The sequence below is a fragment of the Bradyrhizobium sp. USDA 3364 genome, from assembly GCF_054056355.1.
This window is the reverse complement of the sequence record NZ_JBSRYG010000002.1, coordinates 3,214,929-3,236,641: the sequence shown is the minus strand read 5'-3', so window position 1 is coordinate 3,236,641 and position 21,713 is coordinate 3,214,929. Positions and strand designations below refer to the sequence as shown.

23 protein-coding genes are annotated in these 21,713 nt (G+C 65.3%); 12 read left to right on the top strand and 11 right to left on the bottom strand.

Annotated elements, in window-relative coordinates; all coding sequences use genetic code 11:
- Window position 1 precedes the first annotated feature (1 nt).
- The 4 genes from ACVILL_RS15140 to ACVILL_RS15125 form a co-directional block, all read right to left on the bottom strand.
- Window positions 2-424, bottom strand: a complete 423-nt coding sequence (locus tag ACVILL_RS15140; protein ID WP_456729776.1) for a CAP domain-containing protein — start codon at window positions 422-424, stop codon at window positions 2-4.
- 22 nt (window positions 425-446) lie between these two features.
- The gene (locus tag ACVILL_RS15135; RefSeq protein ID WP_456729775.1) at window positions 447-647 is read right to left on the bottom strand and encodes a hypothetical protein; all 201 of its coding nucleotides are present in this window, start codon (window positions 645-647) and stop codon (window positions 447-449) included.
- Between the two features lie 50 nt (window positions 648-697).
- On the bottom strand, window positions 698-1,708 hold the full coding sequence (locus tag ACVILL_RS15130; RefSeq protein WP_456729774.1) for a 2-dehydropantoate 2-reductase: 1,011 nt from the start codon (window positions 1,706-1,708) through the stop codon (window positions 698-700).
- Between the two features lie 119 nt (window positions 1,709-1,827).
- Window positions 1,828-2,028 (bottom strand): hypothetical protein, encoded by a 201-nt coding sequence (locus ACVILL_RS15125; RefSeq protein WP_456729773.1) that lies wholly within the window; start codon window positions 2,026-2,028, stop codon window positions 1,828-1,830.
- Window positions 2,029-2,141: 113 nt separating this feature from the next.
- Between ACVILL_RS15125 and ACVILL_RS15120 the strand changes: the two genes are divergently transcribed.
- Together ACVILL_RS15120 and ACVILL_RS15115 are read left to right on the top strand one after the other, a co-directional pair.
- Window positions 2,142-2,492 (top strand): YidB family protein, encoded by a 351-nt coding sequence (locus tag ACVILL_RS15120; protein WP_456729772.1) that lies wholly within the window; start codon window positions 2,142-2,144, stop codon window positions 2,490-2,492.
- A gap of 36 nt (window positions 2,493-2,528) precedes the next feature.
- Complete coding sequence (locus tag ACVILL_RS15115) at window positions 2,529-2,807, top strand: GlsB/YeaQ/YmgE family stress response membrane protein (protein ID WP_021080200.1); 279 nt, start codon at window positions 2,529-2,531, stop codon at window positions 2,805-2,807.
- 85 nt (window positions 2,808-2,892) lie between these two features.
- Here ACVILL_RS15115 and ACVILL_RS15110 read toward each other — a convergent pair whose 3' ends face one another.
- Complete coding sequence (locus tag ACVILL_RS15110) at window positions 2,893-3,675, bottom strand: SDR family NAD(P)-dependent oxidoreductase (protein ID WP_456729771.1); 783 nt, start codon at window positions 3,673-3,675, stop codon at window positions 2,893-2,895.
- Between the two features lie 90 nt (window positions 3,676-3,765).
- A complete protein-coding gene (locus ACVILL_RS15105; protein ID WP_456729770.1) occupies window positions 3,766-4,527 on the bottom strand; it encodes an N-acyl homoserine lactonase family protein in 762 nt (253 codons plus the stop codon).
- A gap of 200 nt (window positions 4,528-4,727) precedes the next feature.
- Here ACVILL_RS15105 and ACVILL_RS15100 point away from each other — a divergent pair, with 200 nt between their 5' ends.
- The 8 genes from ACVILL_RS15100 (at window position 4,728) to ACVILL_RS15065 (ending at window position 13,102) form a co-directional block, all read left to right on the top strand.
- A complete protein-coding gene (locus ACVILL_RS15100; protein WP_456729769.1) occupies window positions 4,728-5,204 on the top strand; it encodes an AMP-binding protein in 477 nt (158 codons plus the stop codon).
- A 25-nt stretch (window positions 5,205-5,229) separates the two neighbouring features.
- Window positions 5,230-6,357: an AMP-binding protein gene (locus ACVILL_RS15095; RefSeq protein WP_456734267.1), complete on the top strand. Its 1,128-nt coding sequence runs from the start codon at window positions 5,230-5,232 to the stop codon at window positions 6,355-6,357.
- A gap of 15 nt (window positions 6,358-6,372) precedes the next feature.
- Window positions 6,373-7,587, top strand: a complete 1,215-nt coding sequence (locus tag ACVILL_RS15090) for an ABC transporter substrate-binding protein (RefSeq protein ID WP_456729768.1) — start codon at window positions 6,373-6,375, stop codon at window positions 7,585-7,587.
- A gap of 44 nt (window positions 7,588-7,631) precedes the next feature.
- Window positions 7,632-8,765 (top strand): NADH:flavin oxidoreductase/NADH oxidase, encoded by a 1,134-nt coding sequence (locus ACVILL_RS15085; protein WP_456729767.1) that lies wholly within the window; start codon window positions 7,632-7,634, stop codon window positions 8,763-8,765.
- A gap of 2 nt (window positions 8,766-8,767) precedes the next feature.
- The gene (locus ACVILL_RS15080) at window positions 8,768-9,610 is read left to right on the top strand and encodes an IclR family transcriptional regulator (protein WP_456729766.1); all 843 of its coding nucleotides are present in this window, start codon (window positions 8,768-8,770) and stop codon (window positions 9,608-9,610) included.
- A gap of 230 nt (window positions 9,611-9,840) precedes the next feature.
- A complete protein-coding gene (locus ACVILL_RS15075; RefSeq protein WP_456729765.1) occupies window positions 9,841-10,908 on the top strand; it encodes an acyl-CoA dehydrogenase family protein in 1,068 nt (355 codons plus the stop codon).
- Between the two features lie 30 nt (window positions 10,909-10,938).
- On the top strand, window positions 10,939-12,099 hold the full coding sequence (locus ACVILL_RS15070; protein ID WP_018269158.1) for an acyl-CoA dehydrogenase family protein: 1,161 nt from the start codon (window positions 10,939-10,941) through the stop codon (window positions 12,097-12,099).
- 202 nt (window positions 12,100-12,301) lie between these two features.
- On the top strand, window positions 12,302-13,102 hold the full coding sequence (locus ACVILL_RS15065) for an enoyl-CoA hydratase/isomerase family protein (RefSeq protein ID WP_456729764.1): 801 nt from the start codon (window positions 12,302-12,304) through the stop codon (window positions 13,100-13,102).
- Window positions 13,103-13,218: 116 nt separating this feature from the next.
- On the opposite strand, the gene ACVILL_RS15060 is transcribed toward ACVILL_RS15065, so the two are convergent.
- The 4 genes from ACVILL_RS15060 to ACVILL_RS15045 form a co-directional block, all read right to left on the bottom strand.
- Window positions 13,219-15,378 carry an acetate--CoA ligase family protein gene (locus tag ACVILL_RS15060; RefSeq protein WP_456729763.1) on the bottom strand — a complete coding sequence of 720 codons (2,160 nt, stop codon included), beginning with the start codon at window positions 15,376-15,378 and terminating at the stop codon, window positions 13,219-13,221.
- A 191-nt stretch (window positions 15,379-15,569) separates the two neighbouring features.
- Entirely contained in the window at window positions 15,570-16,325 is a 756-nt protein-coding gene (locus tag ACVILL_RS15055) for a hypothetical protein (RefSeq protein ID WP_456729762.1), read from the bottom strand.
- 15 nt (window positions 16,326-16,340) lie between these two features.
- The gene (locus tag ACVILL_RS15050) at window positions 16,341-17,135 is read right to left on the bottom strand and encodes an enoyl-CoA hydratase (protein ID WP_279709981.1); all 795 of its coding nucleotides are present in this window, start codon (window positions 17,133-17,135) and stop codon (window positions 16,341-16,343) included.
- A gap of 143 nt (window positions 17,136-17,278) precedes the next feature.
- Window positions 17,279-18,484 carry an ABC transporter substrate-binding protein gene (locus ACVILL_RS15045; protein WP_456729761.1) on the bottom strand — a complete coding sequence of 402 codons (1,206 nt, stop codon included), beginning with the start codon at window positions 18,482-18,484 and terminating at the stop codon, window positions 17,279-17,281.
- Window positions 18,485-18,639: 155 nt separating this feature from the next.
- Here ACVILL_RS15045 and ACVILL_RS15040 point away from each other — a divergent pair, with 155 nt between their 5' ends.
- Together ACVILL_RS15040 and ACVILL_RS15035 are read left to right on the top strand one after the other, a co-directional pair.
- Complete coding sequence (locus ACVILL_RS15040) at window positions 18,640-19,425, top strand: thermonuclease family protein (protein ID WP_456729760.1); 786 nt, start codon at window positions 18,640-18,642, stop codon at window positions 19,423-19,425.
- Between the two features lie 55 nt (window positions 19,426-19,480).
- Complete coding sequence (locus ACVILL_RS15035; RefSeq protein WP_456729759.1) at window positions 19,481-20,974, top strand: M48 family metalloprotease; 1,494 nt, start codon at window positions 19,481-19,483, stop codon at window positions 20,972-20,974.
- A 180-nt stretch (window positions 20,975-21,154) separates the two neighbouring features.
- Here ACVILL_RS15035 and ACVILL_RS15030 read toward each other — a convergent pair whose 3' ends face one another.
- Window positions 21,155-21,556, bottom strand: coding sequence for a c-type cytochrome (locus tag ACVILL_RS15030; protein ID WP_456729758.1), 402 nt, complete (start codon window positions 21,554-21,556; stop codon window positions 21,155-21,157).
- Window positions 21,557-21,713: the final 157 nt, after the last annotated feature.

Below are 21,713 nucleotides of genomic sequence, written 5' to 3'. Positions count from 1 at the left end.
GTCAATCGGTAATCAGCATCGCCCAGAACCTGCGGTACGGCGACTTCGGATTGTCGACGTAGGCGACCCCGACGCGTTTGGCGCCCGGCATCAGCAGGTTCTCGCGATGCCCCGCCGAATTCTCCCACTGCTTCATCATCTCGGCGAAGGCGATGTAGCCCGCGCCGATATTCTCGGCGGCGCGGCGTTTCTTGAGCGGCGCGATGCGCGTGAAGAAACTGCCGCCCGCGGAATGGCTGACCGATCCGGTCGCCGACATCGCCTGCGCCTGCTTCATCGCCATCTCATTCAGCTTCGCGTCGAGCTTCACCGCGGGCATGCGGTTGGCGTGCCGGTAGGCACTGATCGAACCGGCATAGTCGGCGGCGCCTGCCGTCGCAACCGAACCAAGCAGAAGGGTGAGTGCGAGAACGAGCGGCTTCATCTCAGATATTCTCCCTCATGGATCAGCGCGCGTGACTGCGCTTGCGGTGTCGGGGGTTAAGCGGCTGGTGCGCTGGCATCGCTGATCGGCTCGCGGCTGCCGCGCGCTGCTCCTGCAAACGCGCATCGTAGCCCGGCGACGGCACCACGGTCGGCGGCGCGGCGCGAACCGGGCCGGCAGTGAGCGCGACAAGCGTGAGCAGCATGATGCAGGACCGTTTCACGAAGTCACCTCCTCGGCTATTCCGATCGATGGGTGGACGATCATCGGCACTCATGGCAGAGCCGCGCGAATCTGCTCCGGCGTCAGCCCCGGCGAGCCCTTGCCGTCGGCCTCCGCCTTCCGGATCAGCTCGATGACCCGGCGTGACAACGGAACCCGGAGGCCGCGGCGATCCGCGATCGCGGTGATCACGCCCTGCAGATAGTCGATCTCGGTGCGGCGGCCGCGCTGCAGATCCTCCCACATCGAGGAGCGCGCTTCGGGATCGATCTTCATGGCGCGGCCGAGCAGCATGCCGAACAGCACGTCCGGCAGCCGCAGCAGAGGCGGCATCCAGCTCGACGGCAGCGGCGTCGGCGACACCGGCGCAATGCCCTCCGCGCGCACCGCGGCCAGGCCCTCGGCCATCTGGTCGGCGAGCAGTTGTCGCCAGCCGCGCTGCGCGAGTTGTTGCCGCAGCGGAATGTCGGACAGCGCGTTGAGCGCGTTGTTGAGATTGACGACCAGCTTGCCCCACTGCACGCCGTCGATATTGGCGGTCGCCTTGACCGCAAGGCCCGGCACCGAGAGCCGCGCCGCGGTGCCCGCGTCATCCTGCGCGATCACGATGTCGCCCGAGGTCGAGCGATGGAAGCGGCCATCGCCGAGCGCGACCACATTGAACGGCACCATGCCGCCGAGCACCTTGCGGCCCGGCAAGCGGTCGCGCAGCAGCGGCACATTGCCGACGCCATTCTGCAAGCTGACCACCACGGCATCGGCGGCGGCGTGGCGCGCGATCAATTCGGCGATCGCACTGGTATCGGCGCTCTTCACCGTCACCAGCACCGTCTGCACGTCGTGCAGGATCGACGGATCGTCGGACAGGATGAGCCGGTCCGCGGATACCGTCCGCTCCGAGCCGTCGAAGCTGCTGACCCGCAAGCCGCCGGCGGTGATGTCCCGGATCAACCGCGGCCGCGCCAGCAGCACCACGCGGCGGCCTGCGGCCGCCAGCATGCCGCCGACGAAGCAGCCGATGCTGCCGGCGCCCGCAATCCCGATCGGCCGGTCCTCGCTCATCTGGCTAACATCCGTTCATCAACGCTCGATAGCAGCCCTCGATAGCAGACCTCGATAGCAGACCTGGGGTTGCCTGCCTATTTCGACGCGCCCCGGCCGGGTGGCCCGCCTTGTAACCGTCATGGGCGGAAGCTATGTTTCGCGCACGGGGCACGCTTGCGGCAGGAGACGATCATGGGTTTACTCGACGTACTCAACGGCATGCAGAACGGCCCGCGCGGTCCGAGCGCGCCAACCACACCATCCGACAGCTCGAGCAGCGGCGGCATGTCGCCGATGACGATGGCCATCCTGGCGCTGCTGGCCTGGAAGGCGGTCAAGCATTTCTCCGGCGGCCAGCCGGGCTCGGCCACCCCTGAACCTGAGCCGAAGCCGGCGCAGGCGCCGTCACTCCCCGGCAACGTCACCGCGAACCTGCCCGGCGGCGCTGCCGGTGGCGGGCTCGGCGATCTGCTCAAGGGCGGCCCTTGGCGGACTGCTCGCCGGCGGCGCAGCCGGCACCGTGCTCAGCGGCGGCCTTGGCGATCTGCTCAACCAGTTGCAGCAGAAGGGCCATGGCGACGCGGCCAATTCCTGGGTCGGCAATGGTCCCAACAAGCAGATCGCGCCCGGCGATCTCGCCAGCGCGCTCGGCGCCGACCAGATCGACTCGCTGGCGTCGCAGAGCGGCATGTCGCGCGACGACCTGCTGCAGGGCTTGAGCCGGTACCTGCCCGACGCGATCAATCACCTGACACCCGACGGGCGGCTGCCGAGCGGCGACGAGCTTCACCGCAGGCTTTGACGGCGACGTTGATTCCATCAGAGGAGGACGACAGTCATGGGCGGCATCATCTGGGTCATCATCGTCGGCTTTGTCGCGGGGATCATCGCGCGGTTCCTGTCGCCGGGTCCGAACAATCCGAGCGGCTTCATTCTCACCACCGTGCTCGGCATCGCCGGCGCGTTTCTCGCGACCTTCATCGGCCAGGCGATCGGCCATTACGGTCCCGAACAGGGCGCCGGCTTCATCACCGCCACGATCGGCGCGCTGGTGGTGCTGTTCATCTGGAACCGGCTGGTCGCAGCGCGCGTGATCCCGGATATCGGGAACAAATAGAGCCGGCCGCAACACTGCATTAAAATCAAAATGCCCGGGCTATCCGCCCGGGCATTTTCGCTTCTGCAGCAACTCGGAAGCCGCGTCACTGAATGAGATGCATGCCTGCGTCCATGCGGACGAACTCACCGGTCATGTTGCTCGACGCCGGGCTCGCCAGGAAGCAGACGAGGTTGGCGATGTCTTCAGCCGTCGACGCGACCTTCAGCGGCACGCGCGCGACCACGGCATCGCGCACCTGCTTGGCGCCAGCCTCGCCGCGGCCCTTGGTGAACCAGGGCGTGTCGATATAGCCCGGGCACACGGTGTTGACGCGGATCAAAGGTGCCAGCGCACGCGCCAGCGACTGCGTCATGGTGTTGAGCGCGCCCTTGCTCGCGGCATAGGCGACCGACGAGCCGCCGCCGGAAATGCCGGCGACCGAGGAGACGTTGACCACCGCCGAGGGACGGCCCGAGGCCTTCGCGCCGGCTTCGAGCAGCGCACGCGCGGCACGAACCATCTGGAACGGGCCGATGGTGTTGACCGCATAGATGCGCTGGAAGTCTTCCGCGGTCAGGCCGTCGAGATCGTGATGCGGCACATGCTTGGTGGTGCCGGCATTGTTGACCAGCACGTCGACCCGCCCCCACCCCTGCGCGGCGGCCGCAATCTTCTTGCAGTCCTCATCGCGCGAGACGTCGCCCTGCACCACCAGCACCTCGGCGCCCTGCTTGCGGCAGGCTTCCGCTGTCGCTTCGGCTTCCGCCTTGCTGTTGGAATAGTTGATGATGAGGCGCGCGCCCTGCGTGGCGAGGATTTGCGCGGTGGCGGCGCCGAGGCCCGATGCCGATCCGGTCACGATCGCGCACAAACCATCCTTGGACATCTGCATTTTCCTTGTTGTTGTGAGCCAGATGATCTCCGGCGGTGGCATACCATATCGCGCGGAGCAGCATCTGCAAACCGCGCCAGGTCCTTAGGTGTAGGCGTTCGGCCCCTTCTGCAGGCTGGCCCACTGCGCTTCGTCATGGCCGCAGATGATCTTGACGCCTGATGCCTCGAGCTTGGCGATCTCGTCGAGCGAGTTCAGGAACTGCTCGACATCGAGGCTGTTCTTCGGTGAGGTCCGCTGATCGAGATTGGCGCGCACGCTGAGTGCGTCGGAGGCGAGCAGGAATTCGCCGCTCTGGTCCAGCTTGACCAACGCGCCGGTCGTTCCCTTCGAATGTCCCGGCAGCGGGATCAGCGTCAGTCTGCCATCGCCGAACACGTCCATCTGCTTATCGAAGATTTCCGTCTTCAGCGAATGATCCCAATCCGCCCTGATGTATCCGCGATCGAACGCGTTGTCGGCGTTCGCGGCCTCGATCTCGAGCGCGTGAACGAAGACCGTCGCCTTCTTGAAGAAGGCGTTGCAGCCGCAATGATCGGTATGCAGATGCGAGCAGATCACGACGTCAATGTCCTCGGGGCCGAGGCCGACAGCCTTCAGGCTCGTCAGCACATGATCATCCGCCGGCATCAGCGGACGCATGTATTTGGCGAGCGTGCCGAGCCGCCCTTCGGGATCGGTCGCGACATCGGGATGGCATCCGGTGTCGAACAGCACATTGCCCTGCGTATGCCGCAACAGCACGCAGGACACCGGAAGCTCGATCATCTCGCCGCGCGGCGCATCGGGCAGATAGGTCCGCTTGGACATCTGCAGACGGCCGCCCGACAGCATATGCATCTTCATCTCGTTACCTCCCATTTTGACCTCAAACTACATATGAGTTTTATGGAAACTCATAATAGATTTGACAGCATATTATTCACCCCTATAGCTTCCGCGCAACGTCGCGATCACATGACAATGCGCTCAATGAAGCACCCGGACTCTTTCGGATCCGCATCGTTGACATCGATCAGCGGCCGTCAAAGGGAAGTTTCGCCACGATGTACACCGTGTTCAGCGCGTTCGCTGCGACATCAGATGCGGCAGCGTTCAAACCCTTTCTCTGCATTCCCGCGCGTCCTGACCGCGCATACTTTCCCGATGGCGCCGAACTGTCCTATGGCGACATTGCGCGGCAGGTCTGCGCATTGCGCGACCTGTACCGCGCATCAGGCTTCGGCCACGGCCATCGCGCCTGTCTGTTGCTGGAGAACCGGCCCGACTTCCTCGTGCACTGGCTGGCGCTCAACGGCCTCGGGGTCTCCATCGTTCCGATCAACCCGGCTTACCGCGCGGCGGAAATCGAATATCTGATTGCACATGCCGAGCCCGATTTGATCGTCACGCTGCACGATCAGAAGGAATTGCAGAAGGCGCTGACCGGCGATGTTCCGCTGCTCGCCGTCTCCGGTGACGACCTCGGCGCGAGCGTGACGCAAATCCCGCGGGGCCCGGTGCGCGCCACCGCGCACCGGTGAGCCGGGCAGCGAGACCGAAGCTGCGCTGCTCTACACATCAGGCACGACGGCGCGTCCGAAGGGATGCATCCTGACCAACGAATACGTGGTCTCGACCGGCCGCTGGTACATCAGCCATGGCGGCGAGGCGACGTATCATACCGGAACGGAGCGCCTCTACAGCCCGCTGCCGCTATTCCACATGGCCGGCCTGACGCTGACCCCGATCGCGATGATGCTGACCGGCGGCTGCCTGATCCTGCCGGAGCGCTTCAACGCGAAATCTGCCTGGCGCGACATCGTCGCGTGCCGGGCCAGCGTGCTGCACTATCTCGGCGTGATCGTGGCAGCCTTGCTGGCGCAGCCGGAGACGCCGGATGAGAAAGGCCATGCGCTGCGCTTCTCGATGGGCGTCGGCGCCAATCCCGAGCAGCGCGCGCGAGCCCGCGACCGCTTCGGCATCCCGTTCGTCGAAGGCTGGGGTATGACCGAGACCGGACGCAGTCCCTTCAACACGGTCGAGCCGCGCCATCTTGAGACCAACACGATCGGCCGCAGCGTACCCGGCCTCGAAATGACGATCCTCGATGCCGAAGACAATGCGCTGCCAGCGGGCTCGGTCGGCGAGCTCTGCGTGCGCCATTCGGCAGCGACGCCGCGGCGCGGCTTCTTCTCCGGTTACCTGAAGGACCCCGAGGCCACCGAGCAGGCCTGGCGCGGCGGCTGGTTTCACACCGGCGACAGCGCCTGGCAGCACGCGGACGGCGCCTTCGTGTTCGTCGACCGGCTGAAGCACCTGGTCCGTCGCGCCGGCGAGAACATCTCGGCGGCGGAGGTCGAGGCCGTCCTGACGACATCAGGGCTGGTCAAGCAGGCGGCGGTCGTTGCCGCGCGCGATCCGATCCGCGACGAGGAAGTCGCAGCCTTCATCGTGATGAACGACGGCGCCGAGGCTTCACGCGAACTTGCGCAGGACATCTTCCACTTTTGCCGCGAACGCCTGGCGCCGTTCAAGCTGCCGGCATGGATCGCCTTCGTCGCCGACCTGCCGCTGACCTCGACCAACAAGATCCAGAAGCACACGCTGCTCGGCGCCGACCAGGACCCGCAGTCGCATCCCGGCATGATCGACCTGCGGCAAGAGAAAACCACCGCCATAAGGCAATCGAACTAGAGGAAACCAGGGACCATGACATCGAGATACGGGTGGATCGCCGCGAGCGCTGCGATCCTCTCAGTCGCCTTCGCCGCGCCATCCCACGCGCAGATTTCCGACGACATGGTGAAGATCGGCGTGCTGACCGATCAGGCCGGCCTCTATGCCGACGCTGCCGGACCCGGCGCGGTCGAAGCGGTGCGGATGGCGATCGCGGATTTCGGCGGCAAGGTTTTGGGCAAGCCGATCGCGATGGTCGATGCCGACCATCAGAACAAGGCGGATGTCGGCGCCGGCATCGCGCGGCGCTGGTATGAGCAGGAGAATGTCGACGTCATCGTCGATTTCGCCAATTCCGCTGTCGCCTTCGCCGTGCTCGAGCTCACCAAGCAGAAGAACAAGGCGATGCTGGTGTCGTCGGCCGGCTCCTCCGATCTGACCGGAAAGGGCTGCTCGGCGAATTCGGTGCAGTGGACCTATAACACCTATGCGCTCGCCAACAGCACGGTTCGGGCACTGGCCAAATCGGGCGCCAAGAGCTGGTATTTCGTCACGGTCGATTACGCCTTCGGCCACGCGCTACGCAACGACGCCGCCAAGACCGTGGAGAAGGTCGGCGGCAGCATCGCCGGCGAGGTGCGGCATCCGCTCAACAGCATGGATTTCTCGTCCTATCTGCTGCAGGCCCAGAGCTCGAAGGCCGATGTGATCGCCTTTGCCAACACCGGCGGCGACCTCGCCAACTCGATCCGGCAGGCGCAGGAATTCGGGATGGCGCACACGCAAAAGCTGGCCGCCTTCCTGATGCAGACCAGCGACATCCATGCGATCGGCTTGCAGGCAGCCCAGGGGTTACAACTCGCGACCGCCTTCTATTGGGATCTCGACGACAAGACCCGCGACTTTGCCGCGCGCTTCATGGCCAGGACCAAGAAGCGGCCGACGATGGTGCAGGCCGGCCTTTACTCCGCGGTGATGAATTATCTCAAGGCGATCGAGAAATCAGGCACCGACGACGGTCCCAAGGTGATCGCGCAGATGAAGGACATGCCGATCGACGACTTCTTTGCCCGCAATGCCTTTCTGCGCGAGGATGGCCAGCTGATCCACGACATGTATCTCGTGCAGGTGAAATCGCCGGCGGAATCCAAGGGCGCCTGGGACTACGAGAAGCTGGTTCAGGTCATCCCGGGCAGGGAAGCGTTCGCGACTCCAGAGGAGAGCGCCTGCCCGCTGCTGAAGAAATGACCGCACTCACGAACCCGCACACCACGAGCAAGGCTGGACATCGCATGACCGAACTGCCGCTGCTGTTTACCCCGCTGCAACTGCGCGACCTCGAACTGAAGAACCGGATCATGGTCTCGCCGATGGCGACCTATTCGGCACGCGACGGGCGCGCCGCCGACTGGCACACCGCACATATCGGCAAGCTCGCCGCCGGCGGCGCCGGCCTCGTGTTCGTCGAGCAGAGCTCGGTGAACGTCCAGGGACGCATCACCCACGGATGCCTCGGCATCTGGGATGACGCGCACATTGCGGACCACGCCGCCCTCGCCGCGCTGATCCATGGCTTCAACGCCAAGGCCGCGGTCCAGATCGCACATGGCGGCCGGAAGGGCTCGGCGCAGCGGCCGTGGGAAGGCGGCAATCCACTCGGCGAGGCCGACATCAAGGCGCGCGGCGAAGGCCCGTGGCAGATCGCGGCCTCGAGCGGGATTCCCTTCGACGACGGCTGGCCCGCTCCGCAGATGATGACGTCAGAGCAGATCGATGCCGTGGTGGACGACTATCGCCAGGCGTTTCGCCGCGCCAGGGCAGCAGGCTACGACGTCATCGAGTTGCACTGCGCGCACGGCTATCTGATGCACTCGTTCCTGTCGCCACTGGCCAACAACCGCAACGACGAATATGGCGGCTCGCGCGAGAACCGGATGCGGCTGCCGCTGCGGATCGCTGCGATCATGCGCGAGGAATGGCCGGGTCACCTGCCGGCCTTCGTCCGGATCTCGTCGGTCGACGGCGTCGATATCGGCTGGTCGATCGAGGACTCCGTTGCGTTTGCGGCCGAGCTGAAGGCGATCGGGATCGACATGGTGGACTGCTCGTCGGGCGGCATGAAGCTGCCGCGCGGCAATTCGCTGGTGTCGCGAACCCCGGGCTTCCAGGTGCCGTTCGCCGAGCGCATCCAGCAGGAAGCCGGCATGCCGACGGTGGCGGTCGGATTGATCCGCGAACCGGACTACGCCGAAGCCATCTTGCGCGACGGCAAGGCGACGCTTATTGCACTCGGCCGCGAACTGCTGTGGAATCCGAACTGGCCCGCGCAGACGGCACTTGCGCTCGGATGCGATCCCGAGTGGACCAGTTGGCCGGAGCAATATGGCTGGTGGCTGAAGCGGCGGGTGGCGCAGCAGGGACGATAGCGATGCCGGTGGCGAAGAAAGATGTGGCGAAGGCCGACACGGCCGCCGGCGCGCGGTCTTTCGACTTCCCCGGCGATACCTCGCGCGACCTGCCGAAGATGGACAATGCGGTCAAGTCGGCGCGACGCGTGTTCGATGTGCTCGAATTCTTCGAGGAGCACCAGCGCGCCGCCTCCGCCATCGAGGTCGCCGCCGCCCTCAACTTCCCGCAGTCCAGCACTTCGGCACTGATGCGGACGATGACGGCGTTCGGCTACCTGCACTACGACACCAGCCGCCGCACCTACATCCCGACGCCGCGGATCTCGATGCTCGGGCACTGGCTGAGCCCGGCGCTGTTCACCAGGGGGCGCCTGGTTAATCTGATGGAGGAGCTCTCCGCGCGAACCGGAGAGACCATCATGCTTGCGGTGCGCAACGGGCTCAGCGCGCAATATGTCCACATCATCCAGGCCAGGCTGCCGATGCGGCTCTATGTCAAGGCCGGAACGCTGCGGCCGCTGGCGCGATCCGCATCGGGTTACGCGCTGCTGTCGGCCTATCCGGACAAGGAGGTACGCCGCCTGGTGCGCCTGATCAACGCCAACGAGGCGCGGCCCGATCGGCAGATCGACATCAAGGCGTTGCTGCTGGAGCTGAAGAAGGTCCGCGCCAAGGGGCACGCGTTCTCGCTCGGCCTGGTCACGCCGGGCGCGGGCGCCGTTGCCATGAACCTGCCGCCGATCGCGGAGTCCAATGAGCCGCTGGTGCTGTGCGTGGCCGGATTGAACGACGCGCTGGTCACCCAGGAGACCGAGTTCGCCGACCTGATGCGGAAGGCGATCGAGTTTCACCTGGCGGACTGAACTGATGTCACAGGCCGATTTGCCGCCGCGCGTGGCATACAAACCGAGGCGTCGCAAAGTTCACTCTGCGGAATTCATGCAGACCGTCCTGCTTCATGCCAACAGCGCAAGTGGCCCTGCGGGCAACGCTTGTCACGGCTATGGCTTTTCCGCATCATTGAGCGCAAGACAACATCGCAAGCAGGGCATGGCCGAACGGCCGGCCCGAGCCAATCAACACGAGGAACGCTGTGGCGGAGAGTGAAAACATCGTCGCCGAGACCGCGGAAAAGATTTTCGCCGATCTCGCGGATGCCCAAACCATCAATCACGACAAGCAGGGCGCATGGAAGGCGCCGCTGTGGCAGGCGCTGACCGAAGCCGGCCTGCCACTCTCCTGGGTGCCCGACGATCTCGGCGGTTCCGGCGCCAGTCTCGCCGAAGGTTTCAGCGTCCTCAACGTCGCCGGCCGCCATGCGATCGCTGTTCCGCTGGCCGAAACAATGCTGGCCGGCTGGCTGCTGACGCAAGGCAAGATCGCCTCCCCCGAAGGCGAGATGACCGTTGTGCCGGCAAGCCCGAAGGATCGCGTCACGCTCAACGCCGACGGCTCGCTCTCCGGTCGCGCCCGCGGCGTGCCGTTTGCCAAGGACGCAAAGCATTTCGCGGTGCTGGCTGATGGCAATGGCGGCGCATCGATCGCGCTGGTCGATGCCGCGAAGTGCCGGATCGAATCCGGCATCGGGCTGGGTGGCGATCACAACGACACCGTCACGCTCGACAAGGTGCAGCCGGTCAAGACCAAGCCGGCGCCAAAGAGCTTTGACCAAACCACGCTGATGCTGATGGGCGGCGTGGTGCGCAGCCTGCAGATCGCAGGCGCGCTGGAAGCGATGCTCGACATCTCCGTGCGCTATTCCAACGAGCGCGTCGCCTTCGAGAAGAAGATTTCGAAATTCCAGGCCGTGCAGCACAACCTCGCCCGCCTCGCCGGCGAAAACGCCGCGGCGCTGGCCGCCGCGACCTCCGCGGCGGACACGATCGTCAACGCCAAGTCGCTGGACACCGACGCGGTGTTCCTCGAAGCGGCTTCCGCAAAAATCCGTTGCTCGGAAGCAGCCGAGAAGGGCAGCAGCATCGCCCATCAAGTGCATGGCGCGATCGGCTTCACTATCGAGCACATCCTGCACCGCTATTCGCTGCGCGCGCTGGCGTGGCGCGACGATTTCGGCTCGGAGAGCTACTGGGCGGTCGAGCTCGGCAAACTCGTTGCCAAGCGTGGCGCCGATGAATTGTGGCCGCTGGTGGCTTCGCGCTGAGATCAGGCAGAAAGATCAGGACTGGACATCATGACTGCAGCCCTTCGTTTCGATCCGATCCGCCTGCCCGAGAAATGCGAGCAGCTCCGCAAGGAAGTACGCGCCTTTCTCGCCGAGGAAATCGCCGCCGGCACCTTCGATCCCCACGCGCCGAACCGCGAGGACAATGACGCGCCGGAATTCTCCCGCCGCGTCGGCGCCAAGGGCTGGCTCGGCATGACCTGGCCGAAGAAGTATGGCGGCCAGGAGCGCTCGTTCCTCGAACGCTATGTCGTGACCGAGGAAATGCGGGTGGCGAACGCGCCGACCCGGCGCTTCTTCGTCGCCGACCGCCAGAGCGGGCCGGTGCTTTTGAAATACGCACCCGAGCACATCAAGATGGATATCCTGCCGCGGATCTGCCGCGGCGAGGTGTGCTTCGCGATCGGCATGAGCGAGCCGAATTCCGGCTCCGACCTGTTCGCGGCGAAGACCCGCGCGACCAAGACCGACGGCGGTTATCTGATCAACGGCACCAAGATCTGGACCTCGTCGGCGCACATCGCCGACTACATGATCGCGATCTTCCGCACCTCGCCGCCGACCAAGGAAAATCGCCGCCACGGCCTGACCCAGTTCCTGGTCAAGATGAAGCAGCCGGGCATCCAGGTGAACCCGATCGGCCAGATCACCGGCCAGTTCGAATTCAACGAGGTGGTGTTCACCGACTACTTCGTGCCCGACGATCACGTGCTGGGCGAAGTCGACGGCGCCTGGAAGCAGGCGACGTCCGAGCTCGCCTATGAGCGGAGCGGCCCCGAGCGATTCCTCGAGACCTATTACGTGCTCACTGAACTGGTGCGCGCCGTCGGCAAGAACCCGGACACCCGCAGCGCCGAAGGCATCGGCCGGCTGGTGGCGCAGGTCCACACCATGCGCCGCATGTCGGTGTCGGTTGCCGGCATGCTGCAGGCCGGCAAGGAGCCGGTGGTGGAAGCTTCCATCGTCAAGGACATCGGCACGGTGTGGGAGCAGCAGCTGCCGCATCGGGTCCGCGATCTCGCCGCCTTCGTCGAGGAGACCGCGACCAACCGCGAGACGCTGGAGAAGCAGCTCGATTTCGCCATCAAGACCGCGCCCAAGCTGACGATCCAGGGCGGCACCACCGAGGTGCTGCGCGGTATCATCGCCCGCGGGCTTGGTCTGCGCTGATGACCAATGGGACCGATGCTCTCACCGCAAGCTCCTGCACCTCTCCCATCGGGAGAGGTCGGCGCGCAGCGCCGGGTGAGGGGTCACGGTCCCTCGAGAGAGCAGAACCCCTCACCCGATTTGCTGGCGCAAATCGACCTCTCCCCTTGGGAGAGGTGACACCGTTCGCGCCGCGAGACTGCAGCCTTACCGGAGACAAGAGATGACCAAGTACACTGATATCGGCGTCGAGACCCACGGCCATGTCGGCCTGATCGAAATCCGCAAGCCGCCGCTGAATTTCTTCGACGTCGCGCTGATCAACCAGATCGCCGACGCTCTGGAAGAGTTCGACAACAATATCGAGATCCGCGCCTCGGTGCTCGCAGCGCAAGGCAAGGCGTTCTGCGCCGGTGCCAATTTCGGCGATCCGGCCCGCCAGGAGCAGGAAGAGCGCGCCAAGAGCGATCCGGCCTCGAACCTGCCGATCAACCATCTCTACGTTCAGGCGGTGCGCATCTTCCGCAACAAGAAGCCGATCGTCGCGGCGATCCATGGCGCCGCGATCGGCGGCGGCCTCGGCCTTGCCGTCTCTGCCGACTTCCGCGTCGCCTGCCCCGAGGCGCGCTTCTCGGCCAACTTCACCAAGCTCGGCTTCCATCCGGGCTTCGGCCTGACCACGACGCTGCCGGAGCTGATCGGCAAGAACAATGCCGAGCTGATGTTCTACACCAGCCGCCGCGTCACCGGCGAGGAGGCCTATCGCTGGGGTCTCGCCAACGTGCTGGTGCCGCAGGACCAGGTGCGGGCCGAGGCGATGAAGCTCGCGCAGGAGATCGCCGAGTGCTCGCCGCTCGGCCTGGTCTCGACCCGCGCCACCATGCGCGGCGACCTCGCCGACCGCGTGCTGGCTGCGACCAACCACGAGCTCGTCGAACAGACCAAGCTGCGCGCGACCGAAGACTTCAAGGAAGGCGTCAAGGCAACGGCCGAGCGCCGCGTCGCGAACTTCAAGGGGCGGTGAGCGGCAAGCGCCGCTCTCTCCACGGGTCGTCCCGGCGAAAGCCGGGACCCATACGCCGCGGCCCATGGAAAGGGGCACAAGCGGAGTCACTTTGCTCCTCCAACCACGTTCGGTGGTTATGGGTCCCGGCCTTCGCCGGGACGACGATGGGGAGATAGCTCGTAACCCCTCGGCACCACCAGCGCGTCGACGATGGTCACGCCCTGCCCTTCCGGATGCACCAGCACCGGATTGACCTCGATCTCGGCGATCTCGTTCGTATGCTGTGCCGCCAGCGCCGAAATCTCTGAGATCAGCCGCGCGAGCGACGCGACATCGGCCTTCGGCGCACCGCGAAAGCCGTGCAGCAGCGGCGCGGCTTTCAGCATCTCCAGCATTGTGGTCGCCTCATCCGGGCTCACCGGCGCCGGGCGATAGACCACATCCCTGAACAGCTCGGTCGTGATGCCGCCGAGCCCCACCATCACCAGAGGCCCGAAGGTCGCGTCCAGCATGGTGCCGACGATGATCTCGACGCCCTTCCTGGCCATCGGCCCGACCAGCACGCCCTGGATTTTGGCCTCCGGCCGCTGCTGCTGCACGGTCTCCAGCATGTCGCGATAGGCGGTGAACGCCGCTCCCTTGGCTGATATGTTGACGCGGACGCCGCCGACCTCGCTCTTGTGCGCGATCGCCGGCGACTGGATTTTCATCACCAATGGGAAGCCGGCCTTCTCGATCGCGGCGTCGAGTCCGTCGCGGTCAGTCACCAGCACTTCGTCGGGCAGCGCGATGCCGGCCGCGCGCAGCAGCGACTTGCTGTCATATTCAGAGAGCGTCTTCGCTGCGAGATGCACGGAGAGATCGTGCTTCGGCGAGGCAGATGCCGCCATGTCAGGCGCGGGCTTGAAACTCGCATACTCCGCCAGCCGCCGCATCGCGACGCCGACATGAGTCAGCCCCGACAGCACCACCACGCCCGACTTCGCCAGCCCCTGCCGCGCGAAGTGCGACGGCAGCGTGTAGGAGTAGAACACCACCGGCTTGTGCTGCGCCGCGATCACCGGCGTCAGCTCGGCCTCCTTGAACGGCATCCGCGTCTCGCTCGACAGCGACAGCACGACCAGCGTCGCGTCCACTTCATCAGACGCGTCGAACAGCTCGATGCTCTTCTGCAGGCCGCCGGAGGAGACGCCCTGCGCGGTGACGTCGACCGGATTGCCCGCCGCGCCATAGGATGGCATCCATTGCTTGATCTGGCTCTGGATCGCGGCGGAAAGCTCCGGCACCCGCAGGCCCTGCATCGACACGGTGTCGGCGCCCCAGATGCCGGCGCCGCCGGACACCGTCAGCACCGCGACGCGGTTGCCCTTCGGCAACGGATTGGTGGTGAGCACGGCAGCAATCGTCACCGCCTCGTCGAGATCGTTGGAGACGATGAAGCCGTACTTCGCGAACACCGCATCATAGGCCGCCGACCAGCCTGCCATGCTCGCGGTGTGCGAGGCCGCCGCGCGTTCTCCGGCGCCGGAGCGGCCCACTTTGGTGACGATGACGGGCTTCCTGAGCTCCACCGCGCGCTTCGCCGCCGTCAGGAACTTGTCGACGTCCCTGATACCCTCGATGAACAGCAGGATCACGTCGGTCGAGGCATCCTGCACCATGTAGTCGAGGAATTCACCGGTGCCGAGATCGCTCTCATTGCCGGCGCTGACGACATAGCTCAGCGCGATGCCGAGCGCCTTGGCGCGATGATAGATCGCAAAGCCGATGCCGCCGCTCTGCGCGACGATGCCGATCCGCCGCTTGCTCGCGATCAGATCAGGCGCATCCGGCTTGACGTCGACGGTCGGGCTGAAGGTCGCGGCGACCTTCTGCGCCTGGCTGTAGAATCCTTCCGCGTTCGGGCCTGAGATCCGCATTCCCGTCCGCTTCGCCAGCGCCACGATCGCGTCCTGCATCGCCGCGCTGTCGCCGCCCTCCTCGGCAAAGCCGGAGGAGATGATGACCGCGTTCTTGACGCCGGCGGCCGCGCACTGCTCCAGCGCCGGCAGCACCGCGCGGGCCGGAATCACGATGACGGCGAGATCGATCGGTGCGCCGATCTCGGCGATCGACTTGAAGCCCTTCAAGCCGTCGATCTCGTCATAGTTCGGATTGATCGGATAAAGCGCGCCCGGATAACCGTTCTTGCGCAGCATCGCGAGCAGCCGCCCGGGGATCTTCTCTTGATCGCGCGAGGCACCGATCAGCGCGATGCTTTTGGGGGCAAAGAAGGTATCGAGCGGATGCGGCATGGGGCGTTCCATTGTTGTTATTGTGAACCACGATATTGAATCGTCGCCACGAGCTCAATCTCCCTCCCCGTCATCCTGAGGAGCGCGCTCTTGCGCGCGTCTCGAAGGATCGACGGGCCTCCAGCCGGGCCGTGCGTCCTTCGAGACGCGCTACGCGCTCCTCAGGCTGACGGATTGAGAGGAGTAGAACGCTACGCCGTCAGCTTGAACGTCACGCCGCAAAGCTGGAACTCATCGCCCTTCGCCGCACAGCCCCTGGCCTTTGCGGCATCGAGCACCTTCGTCTTGTCGGCGACCTTGAACGTCAAGCCGCTCATGATCTCGCTGTCGCCCTTGACGAAGCGGAAGGTGCTGTTCGGCAGCTTCACCGCGGTGCGATCAGCGGGAACGCCGATGATCCTGCCCCAATGTTCCGCCAATGCTTGCGGCTCGGGGCTCTGCATCTCGACCTCGGTCAGCGCCAGCGTCGTGTCCTTGCGAATCGACTTCTGCCAATCGGGGCCGGCCGGCGGGTACGGCCCCAGCACGTTGTCGCTGCCATCGGTGTGGTTGAACTCGATGAAGGCGGCGCGGCAGTCGCGCGGGTGCAGTTGCACGCCATGATACGGCGCGTGCGTGATCACGTTCGCGGTGCGCACGCCCATCGCATTGGCCTTGGCACCGCGCGCGTCGGGATCCTCGCAGCAAAAGATCGCCATATAGCCGCCGCGGCCGCCGGTCTTCTCGATGAAGCGGCCGGCCGCGGTGCCCGGCCCCGGCTGGAATGGCGCGACCACTTCCAGGAGAATCGTATCGACCGGCAGCAGCGCGTTCTCGAGACCGTATTTGGCGACATTGCCGTCGCGATAGCAGACGTCGAGGCCCATGATCGCGGAGATGTCCGCGATCACGGGCGCAAGCTGCGGTGCCACCAGGCAGATCTGCCGCAGCCGAATGTATTCGGCCATGTGGTTGGTCACGGTCTACTGGCCCTGGAAGGTGGGCTTGCGCTTCTCGACGAAGGCCTTCGCCGCTTCCTTGTGGTCGGTGGTTTCGCCGGCGCGCGTGTGATGGATCGCCTCGCCGTCGAAGCAGGCTTCAAGCGTCATGGTCTCGGCATTGTTGATGTTGCGCTTGATATAGCCGAGCGCGACCGACGGCCCCTGCGCCAGCGAGCGCGCGAGCTCCAGCGTCTCGGCCTCGATGTCGGCATCGGGCACCACCTTGGAGACCATGCCGAGGTTATAGGCCTCCTGCGCCGACAGCACCGGCGACATCATGTAGAGCTCGCGCGCCTTGGCGCTGCCGAGCATCTTGGTGAGAAAGTAAGTGCCGCCGTAGTCGCCGGAGAAGCCGACCTTGGCGAAGGCTGTGGTGATCTTGCAGGAGGCGCTGGCGACGCGGAGGTCGCAGGACAGCGCGATCGAGAGCCCGGCGCCGGCCGCAGCCCCATCGAGCTGCGCCACCACCGGCTTCGGCATCGTGTGCAGGATGCGCGACACCTCCATGCCGCGGCGCAAATTCGCCATCTTGGCTTCGAACGGCAGCGGCGCGCGGCCTTCTGCCATCGACTTGACGTCGCCGCCGACGCAGAAGGTGCCGCCGGCGCCCCTGATCAGCACCGCGCGCACCTCGGTGTCGTCCTGAGCCCGCCGCGCCGCCTCGACGAGGCCGCGCGTCATGTCGGGATTGAGCGCATTGCGCCGATCCGGGCGGTTCATGGTGATGGTGAGCAGGCCCTTGTCGAGGGATTGGAGAACCATCTGATTGTCGCTCATGGCGTTTTGCCTTTCGTTGTTATTGACTAGAAACCGTCTCTTTCGTCATTGCGAGGAGCGAAGCGACGAAGCAATCCATTCTTCCGTTATGCGGCCAGATGGATTGCTTCGCTTCGCTCGCAATGACGGCGTTGCAAGCCGTCCTATTTCTTCACCAGCGGGCAGCGCGACTCCGACAGCGGCTGGAACGCCTGGTCGCCGGGCACGGTCGCGAGCAGTTTGTAATCGTCCCAGCGGCCCTTCGATTCCGAGGGCTTCTTGACCTCGAACAGATACATGTCGTGCACCATGCGGCCGTCCTCGCGGATTTTGCCGTTCTTGGCGAACATGTCGTTGATCGGGGTCTCCTTCATCACCTTCATGACCGCGGCCGGGTCCGTGGTGCCGGCGGCCTTCACCGCCTTCAGGTAATGCGTCACCGAAGAGTAGACGCCGGCCTGCGCCGAGGTCGGCACCCGCTTGGTGCGCTCCATGAAGCGTTTTGAGAACGCGCGGGTGTCGTCATTGAGGTCCCAGTAAAACGCTTCCGCGAGCAGCAGCCCCTGCGCGGTCTCGAGCCCGACGCTGTCGATATCGGTGACGAAGGCCAGCAGCGGCGACAGCCTCTGGCCGCTTTTGGTCAGGCCGAACTCGGCGGCCTGTTTGATCGCGTTGATGGTGTCGCCGCCGGCATTGGCGAGCCCGATCACCTTGGCCTTCGAGGCCTGCGCCTGCAGCAGGAAGGACGAGAAATCGGAGGTATTGATCGGATGCCGCACGCTGCCGAGCACCTTGCCGCCCGACTTCACCACGACATTGCTGGTGTCCTTTTCGAGATCCTGGCCGAAGGCATAGTCGGCGGTCAGGAAGAACCAGGTGTCGAGGCCGGATTTCACCGCGGCAAGGCCGGTCACATTGGCCTGCGCGAACGTGTCGAACACATAGTGCACGGTGTAGGGACCGCAGGCCTCGTTGGAGAGGCGGATCGAGCCCGGGCCGTTGAACATGATGATCTTGTTGCGCGCCTTGGCGATCTCGCCGGCGGCGAGCGCGGTCGCGGACGCCGCGACGTCGAAGATCATCTCGACGCCCTGATTGTCGATCATGTCGCGGGCGATGTTGGCGGCAAGATCGGCCTTGTTGAGGTGGTCGCCGACCACGATCTCGATCTTGCGGCCGAGCACCTCGCCGCCGAAATCCTCCGCCGCCATCTTGGCCGCGGTCTCGCTGCCCGAGCCGGTGATGTCGGCGTAGAGGCTCGACATATCGAGGATGCCGCCGAGCTTCAGCGGAGGCTTGTCCTGCGCCAGCGACGCATTCGCCGAGATCGCAAACACACAGGCCAACACGCCGGCCAAAACTCGTCTCATTCAACCCCTCCCTTGAAGCGCGGACCTCATTCCAGGGCGGCCGGTCCGTTTCACGCGCGCGGGATCATGCCGCATGCCATGCACAGCGGCAAGCCGCGGAGCCAACACGTGTTTTCCGCTGAACGGAATGGGTCAAGATGTGCGAAGATCGATCCATGCAGATATTATCGAAGCAGATTCTACCGACGTTCGCTCGCAGCCTGCTCCTCGGATGCACGACGCTGCTTGCCTGCGGCGCGAGTCATGCGGCCGGATGCAATTTCGAGGTTCAGGGCGAAGGCCGCGTCGCCGTTGTTGTCGATGCGCGCAGCCTTCGGCTCGACGACGGCCGCGAGGTCAAGCTCGCCGGCATTGAGGTCGCGGACAAGGCGAAGGCCATGGCCGCGCTGTCGGCGCTCCTGGTCGGCCGTGACGTGACCTTGCGCGGACTGGACGACACGCCGGACCGCTACGGCCGGCAGCCGGCCTACGCCTTCCTCGAAGGTAGCGAAATGCCCGTGCAAAGCACGTTGCTGCGCCAGGGCCTCGCGCTGGTGTCGCCCGCAATCGCCGACCAGGACTGCGCCAAGGCACTGATGGCGGCCGAAGCGGAGGCGCGGGCCGCCCGATCGGGAACCTGGGCCGACGCCACGGTCATAAAAAACGCTGAAAGTCCGGACGATATTTTGGCCGGGATCGGGCGCTTTGCGGTGGTCGAGGGCAGGGTTTTGTCCGTGCGTCAAGCGGGTGCGACGACCTACCTGAATTTCGGCCGAAACTGGACTCGGGACTTTGCTCTGACCATTTCAAGGCGCATAGTCCCGGCGTTCGAGGCGGCCGGGCTTGCGCCCAAGTCTCTGGAAAATCGTAGGATTCGTGTGCGAGGCTGGGTGGAAGCACGACGTGGGCCGCGAATCGAATTGCTCCGGGTGGGGCAGATTGAACTGCTCGACGGGAACTAGGGGCCGCCAGACCGCGCCCCGGCCCGTTTCTGGGACAAATTTGTGAGTTTTTGACGTGATTGAGCACGCAGGACGGCGTGAAGATGGGACTGGCCGCCGCCTTTCGGCAGCGCCTGTGCTCGTCTGCGCGGCGCTTGCCCTGTCGGCCTGCGGCAATGTCGGCCGGTTCGAGCAGGTCACCCCGACCGCGACGGCGGCCCCGGTGAAGCCGAATCGGGTGGTCCAGCAGACCCCCAACAGCGAGCGCGAGCATGAGCGGATCCTGTCGTCCTATGGCGGCGCCTATGGCGATCCGAAGCTCGAAGCCCTGATCAGCAAGACCGTCGAACGGCTGGTCGCCGCCTCCGAACGGCCCGACCAGCCCTACAAGGTGACGATCCTCAATTCCGGCGCGGTCAACGCCTTCGCGCTGCCGACCGGCCAGCTCTACGTCACGCGCGGCCTGATTGCGCTCGCCAGCGATACCTCCGAGATCTCCTCGGTACTGAGCCACGAGATGGCGCATGTGCTGGCCAAGCACGCCGCGATGCGCGAGGACCAGGCGCGCCAGGCGGCGGTGGTGACGCGCGTCGTCACCGACATGAGCACCGACCCCGATCTCACCGCGCTGGCGCTCGCCAAGACCAAGCTGACGATGGCGAGCTTCTCGCGGCAGCAGGAGTTCGAGGCCGACGGCATCGGCGTCGGGATCGCTGCGCGCGCGCATTTCGATCCCTACGGCGCGGCGCGCTTCCTGACCGCGATGGAGCGTAATGCCGCGCTGAAGATCGGCAAGACCGCGCTCGATCCGCGCGCACAGGATTTCACCTCCTCGCATCCGGCAACGCCGGAGCGCATCTCCAACGCGCAGACCACCGCGCGGCAATACTCGTCGCCCGAGAGCAACGAGCGCGACCGCGAGACCTATCTCGCCGCGATCGACAACATCGTCTATGGCGAGGACCCCAGCGAAGGCTTCGTCCGCGGCCGCCGCTTCTTGCATCCGAAGCTCGGCTTCACCTTCACCGCGCCCGACAATTTCACGCTCGACAACACCGCGCAGGCGGTGATCGGCGTGCGCGAGGGCGGCAGCCAGGCGATGCGCTTCGACGTGGTGCGGGTGCCGGCCGAACAGTCGCTCGGCGACTACCTGAATTCCGGCTGGATGGAAGGGGTCGAGAAGTCCTCGACCGAGGACCTCAACATCAACGGCTTCCCGGCGGCATCCGCCACCGCGCATGGCGACCAATGGCAGTTCAAGGTCTACGCGCTGCGCTTCGGCAGCGACGTCTACCGCTTCATCTTCGCCACCAAGCAGAAATCCACCGAGAGCGAGCGCAACGCGCGCGAGACCGTCAATTCATTCCGTCGCCTGACCCTTGACGAGATCCAGGCTGCGCGGCCGCTGCGCATCAAGGTCATCAACGTGCAGCCCGGCGACACCGTGGAATCGCTGTCGCACCGCATGGCCGGCGTCGATCACCCGGCCGAGCGCTTCCGCGTGCTCAACGGCCTCGACGCCCACGCCCAGGTCAAGCCGCGCGACCGCGTCAAGATCGTGGTGGATTGAGGCCGCGAAGCGTCGCGCTCGCGCCTCACGACCGCCGTCGTCCCGGCGAAGGCCGGGACCCATTACCACCGTAGGTGATTGATGGAAGCGGCTGGGGCCACAGCGCGCTCGAACAACACTACCCTGTGGTTTATGGGTACCCGGCTTGCGCCGGGACGACGGGTGGAGAAGCTTGGTGCCCTACTTCGCCTTCTCCTTGAGGAAGGCGATGATGTCGGCGCGGTCCTTCGGATCCTGAACCTCGTAGAACATCTTGGTGCCCGGGACCATCGCGTCCGGGCCGGTGAGCCATTTGTCGAGATTGGCCTCGGTCCACACGATCTTGGAGTTCTTCAGCGCGGGCGAGTAATTGTAGCCTGCGACCGAACCGGCGAGGCGGCCGACGACGCCCTTGTGCATCGGGCCGACGTCGTTCTTCTCGATCGAATGGCAATCGCCGCAGCCCTGGTACAGCGTGGCGCCGCGTGCCGGATCACCGGCCGCACGGGCGCTGTTCAGGGCGATCAGGATCGCGATGGCCGCCATCGCGGCGATTTTGGCGTGTCGCGGCGCCAGAGCGCCTGCGATCGAACGAATGGTCATTCCCGGGGATCTCCTGTTTGCCACCACAACAGGAGCAGCCCTGCTGCCATTCTATTCCCCGCAATGCCGCTCGCTCGCGCGGCCGATACGGAAGTTTTTCAGCCAACCGGGAATATCCGCGCGCGCCGCCGATCTCTATTCAAGCTGCCACCTCCGC

Coding starts and splice junctions, on each gene's coding strand:
- ACVILL_RS15140 (WP_456729776.1), bottom strand. CDS start 424: ATGAAGCCGCTCGTTCTCGCACTCACCCTTCTGCTTGGTTCGGTTGCG.
- ACVILL_RS15130 (WP_456729774.1), bottom strand. CDS start 1,708: ATGAGCGAGGACCGGCCGATCGGGATTGCGGGCGCCGGCAGCATCGGC.
- ACVILL_RS15115 (WP_021080200.1), top strand. CDS start 2,529: ATGGGCGGCATCATCTGGGTCATCATCGTCGGCTTTGTCGCGGGGATC.
- ACVILL_RS15110 (WP_456729771.1), bottom strand. CDS start 3,675: ATGTCCAAGGATGGTTTGTGCGCGATCGTGACCGGATCGGCATCGGGC.
- ACVILL_RS15105 (WP_456729770.1), bottom strand. CDS start 4,527: ATGAAGATGCATATGCTGTCGGGCGGCCGTCTGCAGATGTCCAAGCGG.
- ACVILL_RS15100 (WP_456729769.1), top strand. CDS start 4,728: ATGTACACCGTGTTCAGCGCGTTCGCTGCGACATCAGATGCGGCAGCG.
- ACVILL_RS15090 (WP_456729768.1), top strand. CDS start 6,373: ATGACATCGAGATACGGGTGGATCGCCGCGAGCGCTGCGATCCTCTCA.
- ACVILL_RS15085 (WP_456729767.1), top strand. CDS start 7,632: ATGACCGAACTGCCGCTGCTGTTTACCCCGCTGCAACTGCGCGACCTC.
- ACVILL_RS15080 (WP_456729766.1), top strand. CDS start 8,768: ATGCCGGTGGCGAAGAAAGATGTGGCGAAGGCCGACACGGCCGCCGGC.
- ACVILL_RS15070 (WP_018269158.1), top strand. CDS start 10,939: ATGACTGCAGCCCTTCGTTTCGATCCGATCCGCCTGCCCGAGAAATGC.
- ACVILL_RS15065 (WP_456729764.1), top strand. CDS start 12,302: ATGACCAAGTACACTGATATCGGCGTCGAGACCCACGGCCATGTCGGC.
- ACVILL_RS15060 (WP_456729763.1), bottom strand. CDS start 15,378: ATGCCGCATCCGCTCGATACCTTCTTTGCCCCCAAAAGCATCGCGCTG.
- ACVILL_RS15055 (WP_456729762.1), bottom strand. CDS start 16,325: ATGGCCGAATACATTCGGCTGCGGCAGATCTGCCTGGTGGCACCGCAG.
- ACVILL_RS15050 (WP_279709981.1), bottom strand. CDS start 17,135: ATGAGCGACAATCAGATGGTTCTCCAATCCCTCGACAAGGGCCTGCTC.
- ACVILL_RS15045 (WP_456729761.1), bottom strand. CDS start 18,484: ATGAGACGAGTTTTGGCCGGCGTGTTGGCCTGTGTGTTTGCGATCTCG.
- ACVILL_RS15040 (WP_456729760.1), top strand. CDS start 18,640: ATGCAGATATTATCGAAGCAGATTCTACCGACGTTCGCTCGCAGCCTG.
- ACVILL_RS15030 (WP_456729758.1), bottom strand. CDS start 21,556: ATGACCATTCGTTCGATCGCAGGCGCTCTGGCGCCGCGACACGCCAAA.